The sequence below is a fragment of the Hyphomonas sp. ske169 genome (genome assembly GCF_056850855.1).
The window spans coordinates 1,221,187-1,234,043 of sequence record NZ_CP096146.1; the positions used below are offsets into that span (position 1 = coordinate 1,221,187).

General features: G+C 55.2%; 9 protein-coding genes. 6 read left to right on the forward strand and 3 right to left on the reverse strand.

All coding sequences use genetic code 11. From position 1 onward, the window contains the following. Positions 1-179: 179 nt before the first annotated feature. Both MY069_RS05815 and MY069_RS05820 read left to right on the forward strand, forming a co-directional pair. The gene (locus MY069_RS05815; protein ID WP_482796129.1) at positions 180-2,795 is read left to right on the forward strand and encodes a TonB-dependent receptor; all 2,616 of its coding nucleotides are present in this window, start codon (positions 180-182) and stop codon (positions 2,793-2,795) included. 136 nt (positions 2,796-2,931) lie between these two features. Further along, positions 2,932-4,083: a PQQ-dependent sugar dehydrogenase gene (locus MY069_RS05820; RefSeq protein WP_482796130.1), complete on the forward strand. Its 1,152-nt coding sequence runs from the start codon at positions 2,932-2,934 to the stop codon at positions 4,081-4,083. Here MY069_RS05820 and recR read toward each other — a convergent pair. Continuing rightward, on the reverse strand, positions 4,080-4,685 hold the full coding sequence (gene recR / locus MY069_RS05825) for a recombination mediator RecR (protein ID WP_482796131.1): 606 nt from the start codon (positions 4,683-4,685) through the stop codon (positions 4,080-4,082). The two genes, MY069_RS05820 and recR, sit on opposite strands and share 4 nt — an antisense overlap. A gap of 105 nt (positions 4,686-4,790) precedes the next feature. Between recR and MY069_RS05830 the strand changes: the two genes are divergently transcribed. The 3 genes from MY069_RS05830 to MY069_RS05840 all read left to right on the forward strand — a co-directional run bounded on the left by MY069_RS05830 (position 4,791) and on the right by MY069_RS05840 (position 8,531). Next, positions 4,791-6,050 (forward strand): cytochrome P450, encoded by a 1,260-nt coding sequence (locus MY069_RS05830; protein WP_482796132.1) that lies wholly within the window; start codon positions 4,791-4,793, stop codon positions 6,048-6,050. Then, positions 6,050-6,685 carry a TetR/AcrR family transcriptional regulator gene (locus MY069_RS05835; RefSeq protein ID WP_482796133.1) on the forward strand — a complete coding sequence of 212 codons (636 nt, stop codon included), beginning with the start codon at positions 6,050-6,052 and terminating at the stop codon, positions 6,683-6,685. Before MY069_RS05830 ends, MY069_RS05835 begins: the two co-directional genes overlap by 1 nt. Before the next feature lie 94 nt (positions 6,686-6,779). Continuing rightward, positions 6,780-8,531 carry a cation:proton antiporter domain-containing protein gene (locus MY069_RS05840; RefSeq protein ID WP_482796134.1) on the forward strand — a complete coding sequence of 584 codons (1,752 nt, stop codon included), beginning with the start codon at positions 6,780-6,782 and terminating at the stop codon, positions 8,529-8,531. Here the strand turns inward: MY069_RS05840 and MY069_RS05845 are convergent. Next, positions 8,528-8,851: a YbaB/EbfC family nucleoid-associated protein gene (locus MY069_RS05845; RefSeq protein ID WP_482796135.1), complete on the reverse strand. Its 324-nt coding sequence runs from the start codon at positions 8,849-8,851 to the stop codon at positions 8,528-8,530. The genes MY069_RS05840 and MY069_RS05845 overlap by 4 nt on opposite strands. 12 nt (positions 8,852-8,863) lie before the next feature. Beyond that, positions 8,864-10,615 (reverse strand): DNA polymerase III subunit gamma/tau, encoded by a 1,752-nt coding sequence (locus tag MY069_RS05850; protein WP_482796136.1) that lies wholly within the window; start codon positions 10,613-10,615, stop codon positions 8,864-8,866. Positions 10,616-10,854: 239 nt separating this feature from the next. On the opposite strand from MY069_RS05850, the gene MY069_RS05855 reads away from it, so the two are divergent. Further along, the gene (locus MY069_RS05855) at positions 10,855-12,852 is read left to right on the forward strand and encodes a peroxidase family protein (RefSeq protein ID WP_482796137.1); all 1,998 of its coding nucleotides are present in this window, start codon (positions 10,855-10,857) and stop codon (positions 12,850-12,852) included. The last annotated feature ends 5 nt before the right edge of the window (positions 12,853-12,857 follow it).

The following is a 12,857-nucleotide window of genomic DNA, read 5'->3' on the forward strand; positions in this document are numbered from 1 at the left end:
GTAACAAATGTCACACTCAGCTGCGTCAAACAGATCGTCCCCTACGTAACTTGTTGACAAAGTGTCACACCTGCCTCTGACATGGTTGGTGAGGCATTCCCAGACAACATGGGAAGCCCACGAGGAAACGCAATAATATCTCGAGCCGCAAAAGCCGGCACCGAGGGAGGAGTTAATTTATGAAAGTATCAAGACGCTCGAAGTACGCCTTGTTCGCGAGCGCTTCGTTCGCTGCAATGAGTCTAGGAACTAGTCTGGCTTTTGCTCAAGAAGATAGCGAATCGGGCGAGGCTGAAGCACGTCGATTGAACACAATCGAGGTTTCAGCGACACGGCGTGATGGCGCGACCATCCAAGATGTCCCAATCGCGGTAACCGCGGTCAGTGCTGAAGATCTCGAACGCGCCGGCGTTGCCGACATTACGTCATTGGACAATGTGGCACCAAGCTTCAACATGAACTCGTCTAACTCGGAATCAGGCGGCACGACATTGCGAATTCGCGGCGTCGGCACCACGGGTAACAATATTGGCTTGGAAAGCGCCGTCGGCGTATTCCTCGACGGTGTGTACCTTTCTCGCCCTGGTATTGCTCTGGCCGACTTGCTTGATGTTGAGCAGGTTGAAGTTCTGCGCGGCCCGCAGGGCACACTGTTCGGGCGCAATACATCAGCAGGTGCCCTTAGCATCCGAACAAAGAAACCTGATCTGGGCAGCTTTGGCGGATTCGCGAACGTGACCGCGGGCAATTACGACCTTAGGAACGTCCAAGGCGGACTGAACATTCCAATCGTCGAAGATAAATTCGGCGTTCGAGTATCAGGCGCCCTTCGCGAGCGCGATGGCTACCTCACCAATATCAATGGTGACGATATCGGCAGCCGTGATCGCATGACGCTGCGTGGTCAGGCACTATATGACGCCGGTGACTATGGTGAAATTCGCTTCATCGTAGATTATGCTGACGGTGATGACCGTTGTTGCGACGCTGTTTGGCACAATGAAGCGCCGGTGACAGCATTCCCGCTTTTCGGACTGCCCGCGGACGGTGGTGCGCCAAATATTGGCGGTCCTGACCCGGATGATTATGACTCCAATGGACAAGGGAACTTTAACCCGTTCGAACAATGGGGCGCATCTCTAACCTATGAGCAGGATTTCGGCTTTGCTGATTTCACATATATCGGATCTTATCGCGATTATGAGTCAGCCGGCTCATTCCGAGATGATGATTATACCGGCCTGAGAATTTTCACGACAGGACCATCTGAACAGGCGCGGGCGACTGGAAATGATATCGAAGGTCGTACGCAAGTCATCACGAAATCGCACGAAGCGCGGTTTCAGGGCGTAGCATTCAATGATCGTCTCGACTGGCTTGTGGGTCTTTATTACTCCGAGGAAGAGATCCGATCCGGTGGCACTCTGACATTGCTGGATCAATTCCAACCTGCTGTTAGTGGCGGTACAGCTCTGGCTGGACTGAACCCATTCTTCGCGAGCTTTTATGGACCGGGTGTGAACGATCCGCTCACCGCCTTGGCGGGTGGCGCATCTTCAGCTGGTGATTTTGCCCATAACGAATTCAGCCAAGACGCTGAGTCGATCTCGATTTTTACTCACAACGTTTTGCAACTGACCGATCAATTCAATCTTACGGTTGGATTGCGCTATGTGGATGAATCAAAAGACGGCTCATTCGACCAGATCGATGGTCAGCACAATGCCTGTCTCGGGACCTTCGCCAACTTTGCGAACGTACTTGCAGTGCAAGCTGCTGTCGACGGCGTTCTGGGCGCGGGTGCGGTAAATGTCGGGGGGAATGCGGTTGCGTTGAACTGCTTCGTGTTTGCGGCTCCGACCCTTGATCGCTTGCAAACGCTCAGCCCTGCTGCAGCTGCGAACCCATTTGCATTCGCCCTGTTGGGACAAGAGTTCGACCTTAAGTTCGAGGATGACGAACTCGTCTACACTGTGAAAGCCGGCTATGAGCTGAATGAAGATGTCAACTTCTATGCGGGCGTCACTCACGGATTTAAATCAGGTGGGTTTAACCTGGATGCTTCGGCTGGTTCTGGCGGCGCAGATCCGCGCTTTGCTTCTGAGAAAGTGGATGCCTACGAAATCGGTATGAAAGCTTCCATCCTTGACGGACGCGGTGTCTTCAATGCCGCCGCTTTCCACCAGGAAATGGAAGACTTCCAAGTGCTGGAATTTACCGGCGTCCGGTTTGTGACATTCAACGTGCCAACCGCCAAATCAAGCGGTTTTGAAGTCGAAACTCAAGCCCTATTGACGGACAACTTTGGCGCATCTTTGGGTGTCACATACACGGACGCTCGCTATCCTAGCGATTGCGCAATCGTCGATGCCACTGATCCGGGCTTCGACCCGAACGTTGCTGCTCTTTGCGGCAACTCACTCACCAATGCTCCGGATTGGGTCGTCCTCCTCGGAGGGACTTGGGAGCAGCCGATCATGGACGGTCGGGCAAATCTGTTCCTGACAGGATCAGCCCGATATGAATCTGATCGTCGAACGACCACGCAAGCGGTTTCGACATCGGATTTCAGCGTGCCGTTAGCGGGTGACATTCAAGACTCCAACACAAAAGTGAATCTTCGTCTCGGCGTGCAATCACCGGACGAACGTTGGGCGATTGAACTATGGGGTAAGAACATCACCGATGAGCGAACAAAGAATGTAACATTTAGCATTCCGCTTCGCTCAGGTGCGCGAGGTCAATTCGTTCAGGACCCAGCAACCTATGGCGTGACGCTCAGAACCAAGTTCTAAGACCTGGTAGTCACAATAGGGGCCCTCGTGATGCACGGGGGAGAGAGGGAAAGGGCGGCCCAATGGGTCGCCCTTCTTTCATTTGCGGCGCAAATCGCTATGTAGAGGCGAACAGTGATTGCAGGAGATTTTTCAGGTGCTGCGTTCAAGTCTTTCTATTCTCGCCCTTACCAGTTTGGCTGCCTGCGGGGGACAAGCCGATCCACCGCCGCCAGAAGCGGATGGCTCGATTGTTTCGAGCTCTGGTTTGAAACTCGTTCCGATCGCCGAAACGCTCGAGTTTCCTTGGGGCATGGCCGCGCTGCCGAATGGCGACCTGTTGGTCACAGAGCGAGAGGGACGCCTGCGCCTGATCCAAAACGATAGCCTAGTTGAAGCGCCTCTAACCGGCTTGCCAAGTGACATTCTCGTCGAGGGACAAGGCGGACTTCTGGGGATTACGCTCGATCCGGCGTTTGAAACAAATCGCAAGCTCTATCTCAGCTATTCCAAAGATATGGGCGATACAAACACCACAGCGGTGATCTCTGCGACGCTCGCTGAGGATGCGAGTGGCCTTACAGACGTGACCGAAATTTTCATCGGCGCTCCGCGGGAAACAACTTACCACTATGGTTCTCGGATGGCGTTTTTACCGGATGGCTCGATGGCGATCTCTCTTGGTGATGGGTATCGCTATATGGAAGAGGCGCAGAATCCAACCAATCTGCACGGCAAGATCGCGCGGATCATGCCGGATGGATCCATCCCCTCTGATAATCCGTTTTCCAGCAGTGAAGGCAATCCGACTGTTTGGTCTTATGGCCACCGCAATGTGCAGGGCATGGTCTATCATGCGGGTGCGGGTCTCTTGATCGCACATGAGCACGGTCCGAAAGGTGGCGATGAGCTGAATGTGATTGAGCCCGGCAATAATTATGGTTGGCCGACCATCACTTATGGCATCAATTATGATGGTACGATCATCACCGACGATACTGAAGCGCCCGGCATGGAACAACCTGAAGTCAAATGGGTGCCATCGATCGCCCCATCTGGCATGGCGATTGTCGACACCACCGGCTTCGAAGATTGGTCAGGTGATCTTCTGATCGGCGCCATGGACGGCCCGTCTGGACAAAAAATCGTTCGGGTTGATGTGACTTCGGATGGCGCCATTGGTGAGACCGAAGACTTGCTCGACGATCTGCAAATCGGGTTCCGGGATGTGATCTCGACACCAGACGCGATCTATGTCGCGACCAATATGCTGGACGGCATTATCTACCGCGTCGAAAAAGCCAGCTAAACACCACGCCGTGAGCGAAGGGCGGTGGCCAAAGTGCCATCGTCCAAATGGTCGAGCTCACCGCCAACTGGCACGCCGTGCGCGAGGCGCGTGACCTCAATACCCAGACCCTCAAGCCGTTCAGCGACATAGTGTGCAGTTGTTTGCCCATCGACTGTGGCGTTTAGAGCCAGAATAACCTCTCGCACACCGCCTTGCTTCACCCGGTCGATCAACATGCCGATGGTTAGGTCTTCGGGACCGACGCCGTCGAGCGCGCTCATCACGCCGCCCAGCACATGATACCGCCCGCGAAACGCCGCTGCGCGCTCCAGCGCCCAGAGGTCCGGAACGTCTTCGACCACACAAATCAGGCCATCATCTCGCCCGGTGGCCTGACACACCGCACACGGCTGCAGCGTGTCATAATTTCCGCAGGTTTTGCATTGCTCAATCTTGTCCGCTGCGTCTGCCAGGGCGTCCGCCATTGGCCGCAGCAAGGCGTCTTGCCGCTTGAGCAGAAACAAGGCTGCCCGACGCGCTGATCGCGGCCCTAGCCCCGGCAAGCGCGCAATCAGATCGATCATGCGTTGAATTTCTGGTCCAGCAGACGATTTGCTCATGCGCGCTAATGTGTCGGACTCGGCGCAAGAGGCAAGAGCTTGCTTTCATCTTGGCAAATCCAGTTTTTAGGGTTATTACCCTAATCATAAAAATTGGAGGAAACATTGGCCGACACAGCGCACACGTGGGACGTAGCCGGGATCCCCGATCCTTATAGCCTCGATTTGGCGACACTCGACATTTCAAAAGCTGAAATTTTTGAAGCCAATGCTCAGGGCGAGTATTTCCGCCGGCTGCGAAATGAGGACCCCATCCATTACTGCCCAGACAGCCCATTCGGTCCGTACTGGTCGATCACCAAGTACCAAGACATTGTTGCGGTCGACTCCAATCACAAAGTCTTTTCATCCGACCGCGATATTGTTATTGGCGACGCGCCGGAGGGTATGGAAACGCCCATGTTCATTGCCATGGACGGTCCCACACATGTCGTCCAACGTAAGACGGTCAGTCCCGCCGTCGCACCCTCGCAATTGTCCGACATCGAGGCGCTTATTCGCCAGCGGGTTTGCACGATCTTAGATAGTCTCCCTGTAGGTGAGGAATTTAATTGGGTCGAGCTGGTGTCAAAAGAGCTCACCACGCAAATGCTCGCCACCCTGTTCGACTTCCCGTTCGAGGATCGTCATCTTCTACCCTACTGGTCCGATGTCGCGACGACGTCTGAAACCGTTGGTATCGAGGTCGATATGGATCAGCGTATGCGAACGCTCGAGGAGTGTTACGCTTATTTTGCCCGCCTCTGGCAAGAACGCGCCGCCCAACCGAAGAAGTTCGACTTCATATCGCTGCTCGCGCACAATCCAGAGACCGCGGATATGGTCAATGATCCGCAGGAATTTCTCGGCAATCTTATCCTATTGATCGTTGGCGGAAACGACACAACTCGGAACTCAATCAGCGCCGGAATCGTCGAGCTAAACCGAAACCCTGATGAATTTACGAAGCTCAAAGCCAATCCATCGCTCATCCCAAACATGGTGTCGGAAATTATCCGATATCAAACCCCGCTCGGCCACATGCGCCGCACGGCACTGGAAGATATAGAACTTGGCGGCAAGCAGATCAAAAAAGGCGATAAAGTCGTGATGTGGTACATCTCCGGCAACCGCGATGAAACCGTGATTGAAGATCCAGACCGGTTCTGGATTGATCGTCCAAATGCGCGGCGTCATCTATCGTTTGGGTTTGGTGTCCATCGCTGCATGGGTAACCGCGTTGGCGAAATGCAATTGCGGATCTTGTGGGAGGAAATCCTCAATCGGTTCGATCGGGTTGAATTGGTTGGAAAGCCTGAGCGCGTGCTCTCCAATTTTGTGATGGGTTATACAAACGTCCCGGTGGTCCTGCACGCGAAGGCATAATGAAAACGAAAGATCGAATCCTCAACACGGCGCGCGAACTGTTCAACGCGCGCCGCTTCGGCAATGTCACAACGGCAGAGCTTGCCTCTGAGTGCGGCATCGCCGAAGGCAATTTATGGTATCACTACAAAAACAAGCGGAGCCTGCTTGAAGCAATTACGGAACGTTTTCTCGTTGATGTCGAAGAGCGGCTTGCTTTGCTACCCAGCGATCCGGATGCGATCCTTGAGCAATATGCTGACATGCTGCTCGCACTGATGTCGGAAATCCGTCGCTACCGTTTCCTGTACCGCGACCAAGCCGATTATGGCGAGCATACTGACAATTTGCTCCAGCGTTTGCCTGGGATTTATCGCGACACGCAGAGCCAGTTTCAAACCTTCTTTCACAGCATGGTGAAGCAGAACCACCTGGACCTCGACCCCGCGCTCATTCCATCTCTCGCCACCAATAGCATCCTGATCTTGCGCTATCATCTGGAATTCTTGCGTGAGAGCGGCCGCGATAGTGACATCGGTTCGGGCGCTGTTCGCAGCGCTGTGGAGCAGCATCTGACCCTGTTTGAGCAGTCTCTCAGCAAAACTGCGCGCGGAGCGTTACGCGACGCCCTAGAAACGGCGCTTGAGACGGCATAAGCGGGCTTTTTGCCCTGTTGGTCGCGAAACCCCTTCCTCTACGGGGCGAACGGGCTAACATCTCATTATGCGAGATCAATGAGAGGAGTCCGTGATGGTGCATGGGGGCCAAGAGGCACTGATCAAAGACGCATTGGTGTTCTTTGTCGCGGCCGGGCTCGTAGTGCCAGTCTTGCGGGCGGCCAAACTCCCAGCAGTCGTTGGTTTCATCCTGGCGGGCATTGCGCTTGGACCAAGCGGGTTTAGCGCTTTTAGCAACAGCGTTCCCATCCTCGAATATGTGACGATTTCTGACCCCGCCGCGGCCGCGCCTTTGGCTGAGCTTGGAGTGTTGTTCTTATTGTTCTTGCTCGGCTTGGAACTGTCGTTTCAGAAACTCTGGGCGTTGAAACGAACCGTGTTCGGCGCAGGCACCGTTCAAGCGATTTTGAGCGCTGTGGTGATTGGCTATGGGCTCTTCCTGCTAGGGCTGCCGGCCACTGAAGCAGCGATCATAGGCCTGGCGCTAGCGCTCTCATCCACCGCGATTGTGATGCAGCTCATGATCGAGAACAAACGCGCCGCAACGCCGGTCGGACGAAGCTCCCTTGGTGTGCTTTTATTCCAGGATATTTTGGTCGCGCCGATTTTGATTTTCGTCGGCTTTACCGCCAGCCGCGGCGAGGCCGACCTTTCCACCGTGCTCTTCCAGGCGCTGTTCAACGGCCTTCTGGCACTGATCGTGATTTTCGCGATTGGACGATATTTGTTGCGGCATCTCTTCCGTCTCGCGATCAATGCAGGCGGGCGCGATTTCCTGATGGCAATTACGCTGCTCACCGTCGTTGGCGCATCGGTGATTACCTACAATGCCGGCCTCTCGCTCGCGCTTGGCGCCTTTCTGGCGGGGCTATTGCTCGGTGAGACCGAGTTCAAACACCAAACCGAAATCGACCTTGAACCCTTTAAAGGACTTTTGCTCGGATTGTTCTTCATGACGGTTGGGCTTGCGATCGATCTGTCGGTCGTGCTCGAGAATTGGCAAATCGTGCTTGGCGGCTTGGCCGCAATGCTCGCGATCAAAGCGTTATTGGCCTTCATCGCCATTCGGATTTTCTCAGGCGACCAAGCGACCTCTGTCGAAACCGCCTTCTTACTGGCGCCCGCGGGCGAGTTTGCCTTTGTGATTGTCGGTGCAGGCTTGGCTGCCGGATCCATCGCTGCCGGAACCTCTGCGATCATCACCGCGATTGCGGCGCTTTCTATGCTGATTGTTCCAGCCAGCTGGCGGCTCGGCATCTGGCTCGCAAATCTGTTCGCCAAACCGCCGTCAGTTGGCCAAGCGCAAGGCGATTTCAGCGCCAATGAAGGCCATGTGATCGTCGCGGGCCTGGGGCGGGTTGGGCGCGCTGTCGCTCACATCTTAGAACGCGAGCAGGCCGAAATCGTCGCCCTCGACACCAATCCAAAAACCGTTTCCATACAACGTGCCTTGGGGCGGCAAATTTATTTTGGCGACGGCGGACGGGAAGAAGTCTTGCAAAAAGCTGGGCTGGCCCACGCTGGCATGGTGGTGGTCACGCTAGACAATCAACTAAGCGCGGAAAACATGGTCAAAACGGCGCGACACTCGCGGCCCGACGTGCCCATCCTCGCCCGCGCGCGCGACGCTGATCATGCACAATTGCTTTACAAAGCGGGTGCGACCTTCGTGATCCCCGATGCAATCGAAGCGGGATTGCAAATGTCCGCGCGAGCGCTTGAACAATTGGGCTATGAAAGCGAAGCCGTTCAGACGCTTATCTCATCCGAGCGAGAAACCGAGTATCGGATGGCAAATGAAAAGCCTGACGATCCGAAAGACTAGAACGGCATCTTAAAGCCAGGCATCATACCGCCAAACCCGGCGGTTGCCTCTTTCATCGCCTTTTCCATCGCTTGGTCCAAATTTTTGCGAGCTTCGCGATGCGCCGCTTTGACCAAGTCTTCGACAATTTCAGCCTCGTCACTCATGAGCGACGGGTCGATCTTAATCGCAATCAGTTCACCTTTGCCCTTGAGGGTGACCGAAACTAGTCCTGCCCCGGCAATGCCCTCGGCCTCTGTTTCTTCAATCTGCGCTTGGGCTTCTTGCATTTTGGCCTGCATCTGTTGGGCCTGTTGCATGATCTTGGTGAGGTCTGTCATCGTCTCGTCTTTCTAACCCTTCGAGCTGCGCTTGAGGGGTACGACATTGTCTGTCAGCGTTGTGGGATCAAGAGGGGCACTGCGCTCAACATCGACGATTTCAGCGCCTGGAATGGCGGCCAGGGCGGCAGCAATATCAGGATGCTGCGCTGCTTCGTTAAGCTGCTCCTGCCGCTCGCGCGTCTCTTTCTCTTTCTGGGTTTCCACCCCGGAGTCGGACAAAAGCACGTCCCAGTCCATATCGGTTTCATATTCGAGAAAATCGGTCAGCCGGCGCAACAGGTCGCGCGGCGCGCCTGGATCCACAGCACACACCAGGCGGCCAGGTTTGAAATTCTCCGCCCGAATATACTTGCGCGCCTCGCCCCATAGCCGGGCTTCTTTACGCGTATCGAGATGATCAAGGACATCTCGAAAACTCGCCAACTTGCTATCGCTGGGTTGCACCAATTGAACCACAGATTGCGATCCGCCCGAAGGCGAGCTTGGCGCGGCATTAGGCTTTCCCGTCGCGCCCGAGGCCCCTCCTCCGCTGAGCATCCGCGCGGCTTCTTCAGGGCTCGGCAAGCGCGCCGCCGTAACCAGTCGCAGCACGACCATGCGCAATGCTGTATCGGCTTCCGGCGCGGTTTGGGTGTCGCGATAGCCTGAAAGTAGGATTTGCCAATTGCGCTGGGCCTGAGCTGGGCTCAACGACGCTGCAAGCTCATGCGTGCGCTTGGTCCAGTCTGCGGGACCAGGCAATTGATAATTGTTTCCAGCCGCCTGAACGGTGGCGATATCCGCGGCTATCTCCAACATGTCTTTGAGGATAACGAGCGGATCAGCACCGGCGCGAACTTGGTCTGCAACTTCGTCGACGGCTTTCTGCGCTTCACCTTGGATGGCATACTCAAACGCATCGAGCAGCCGCAAGCGATCGCCTAGTCCAAGCATGTCGCGGACGCGTTCGCCGGTCACTTGATCACCATCTAGGGCCTGAACAATCGCTTGGTCCAAGATCGATAGCCCGTCCCGAACAGAACCTTCGGCGGCCCGCGCGATCAATGCCAACCCTTCATCGGAGACGTTTGCGTCTTCGCGGTCTGCGATTTTCGCCAAATGTTTTGCCAGTTCACCGCTCTCCAAACGCTTCAAATCAAAGCGCTGGCAGCGCGATAGAACCGTAATCGGAACTTTGCGGATCTCTGTGGTGGCGAAAATGAACTTCACATGCGGCGGGGGCTCTTCCAAGGTCTTAAGTAGCGCATTGAAAGACGCGGTTGAGAGCATGTGAACTTCGTCGATGATATAGACTTTGTGGCGCGATGACACTGGCGCATAGCGCACCCCATCAAGCAGCTCGCGCATATCCGCCACACCCGTCCGAGACGCGGCATCAAGTTCTAAGACGTCCGGATGATTGCCCGCCATGATCGCAGCGCAGAAATCTCCTGGCGGGTCGAGCGTCATGCTGGGCGCATCCTGCCCCTCGCGCGTGTAGTTTAGCGCCCGCGCCAAAAGCCGTGCCGTGGTCGTTTTTCCGACGCCCCGCACGCCGGTCAGCATGAATGCGTGGGCGACGCGGCCGGTCTCGAACGCATTGGTCAAGGTCCGAACCATGGCTTCCTGGCCGATCAAATCAGAGAATAGCCGAGGACGATATTTCCGCGCTAAGACTTGATAACCCTCATCTTTTGGCGCGCCCATTTCAGCCTCTCCGAACATGGAGAAGGTCGCATCATCGCGCGGCTCGTCTTCTGGGGTCTCAGGCGTATCAGTCATGGTTAAAGCTTATGGCAGGGACTCGGGGGAACCGGCAAGCCGACCGACGCTTTTGCCGACCAAGCAACTCACAAGAAACACTAGCATTGTCACCATAGAATTTTGAACAAACATCTTTAAACGTACTTGCAGAGCTATTCCGTCGGATCTTGGGCTATAAAATATAATTATAATTCAGAGCACTAGACGACACACTCAAAAATGTGATCGTTCGTCCCATCGTGATCAAGGGAATCGCTATGTCACTCCGCACGCCCATCGTCTCAGTTTTTGTATTAGGCCTGCTTTCGGCCTGTAGCGGAGGTGAAGATAGTTTTATCAACGCCGCCCCGGTCATCAGTGCCGGCGCCAGTCAATCGGTCACAGAAGGCGCTATCGTCTCCCTTAGCGGCTCGGCGAGCGACCCTAATGGTCAAACATTCACAATCGAATGGTCGCAAGTTTCAGGCCCCATGGTCGAGTTAAGCTCGACCACCATTTTGACGCCAGAGTTCCGCGCGCCGAATGTAAATGAAGATGGTGACCTTGTGTTCCGGCTGACCGTCACCGATTCTCGAGGCCTGGCATCAACTCAAACTGTTACCATTTCGGTGAGTGACACTGAGCGTGAAGGACCCTCACCTCAGGGCCGGCCGGATGACACCGATGATCGGCGAGACCGTGCGCGCGGAAAAAGAAACGGCAACCGCCCTATGACTGAGAGCCGCGAAGTGCGGACTTATGATGGCACGAGTAACAATATAGACAATCCGAATTGGGGCGCGACGTTCGAACACCTCCAACGCCTCGCGAGCAGTGACTATGCCGACGGAATTTCAGAACTAGCAGGCCCCGATCGCCCCAGCGCACGGGCGGTTTCCAATGACGTTTCGGATCAACCAGAAGGCACGTCAATTGCCAACACTGTGAACGGGACCGACTTCGTCTGGCAATGGGGTCAGTTCATGGATCATGACATCGATCTCACAGATGGCGCCGAAGAGTCTGCGGATATTCTCGTGCCAGAAGGCGATCCAGATTTTGATCCCAGTGCGACAGGTGGAATTGTGATTCCATTCAACCGCGCGCTTTTCGATCATGCCACGGGTACCGATGCCAGCAATCCGCGCGAACAGGAAAACGAGATCACCAGCTGGATCGATGGGTCAATGATCTATGGTTCGGATGAAGATCGAAATGCTGCCTTGCGCGTAGCACAAACGCCTTTTCTCAGGGTGAGCACCGGCAATCTTCTTCCCTTCAACACTGACAGCCTGACCAATGCGAACGGGTTCGTCAGCGATCCGACGAGCCTGTTCTTGGCGGGCGACATTCGAGCCAACGAACAGCTCGGCTTAACGGTCATGCACACGCTGTTTGTCAGAGAGCATAACCGGCTGGCGGAGCGTTTCTTAAATGATGATCCGAACGCGGGTGCCGATGCGATTTATGAACGGGCGCGGCGTTTGGTGATCGCGAAAATCCAAATCATTACTTTTGAAGAATGGCTCCCTGCCCTGATCGGACCAGATGCCATTCCGGCCTATTCTGGCTATGACGCGACCGTCAATCCGACGGTGTTCAATGAATTCAGCGTTGCAGCGTTCCGGCTTGGACATTCAATGCTGAACCCGCAATTGTTGCGGCTCGACGCGAGCGGTGATGAAATCGCAGCCGGTCACATCGCCTTGCGTGACGCGTTCTTTGCCGGGCCTTCGATCCTGACCAGCGAAGGCGATCTCGATCCGATCCTCCGCGGATTTGCCACGCAGCTGCACCAAGAAATTGATCCCAAAGTCGTCGACGACATTCGTAATTTCTTGTTTGGCATGCCGGGAAGTGGCGGGCTTGATCTCGCCTCATTGAATATTCAACGCGGCCGCGACCATGGGGTGCCTGGATATAATCAGATGCGCCAAGCCATGGGACTGACGACTGTCACTCAATTCGGTCAAATCACCTCTGATCCAGAACTCGCCGACGCCTTGTTCGATCGATATGGCGATGTCAATGAAATCGATCTGTGGGTCGGCGGACTGGCAGAAGATGCGGTCGCAGGATCGCAGCTTGGTGAGCTCTTTCACGCGATTATTGTTCGCCAGTTTACAGCCTTAAGAGATGGCGATCGGTTTTGGTGGGAAAATGAATTGACTTCCGCCGAACGTGACCGGGTTAGGGACACGACTCTCGCTGAGGTCATTCGAGACAATACCGGCATCGGCAACGAACTCCAGGATAACGTCTTCATCGCGCCGTGACGGGT

Bases quoted from the DNA above. Each gene is read 5' to 3' on its own strand.
- MY069_RS05845 (WP_482796135.1), bottom strand. From the start codon at position 8,851: ATGACAGACCTCACCAAGATCATGCAACAGGCCCAACAGATGCAGGCC.
- MY069_RS05815 (WP_482796129.1), top strand. From the start codon at position 180: ATGAAAGTATCAAGACGCTCGAAGTACGCCTTGTTCGCGAGCGCTTCG.
- MY069_RS05855 (WP_482796137.1), top strand. From the start codon at position 10,855: ATGTCACTCCGCACGCCCATCGTCTCAGTTTTTGTATTAGGCCTGCTT.
- MY069_RS05835 (WP_482796133.1), top strand. From the start codon at position 6,050: ATGAAAACGAAAGATCGAATCCTCAACACGGCGCGCGAACTGTTCAAC.
- MY069_RS05840 (WP_482796134.1), top strand. From the start codon at position 6,780: ATGGTGCATGGGGGCCAAGAGGCACTGATCAAAGACGCATTGGTGTTC.
- recR (WP_482796131.1), bottom strand. From the start codon at position 4,685: ATGAGCAAATCGTCTGCTGGACCAGAAATTCAACGCATGATCGATCTG.
- MY069_RS05850 (WP_482796136.1), bottom strand. From the start codon at position 10,615: ATGACTGATACGCCTGAGACCCCAGAAGACGAGCCGCGCGATGATGCG.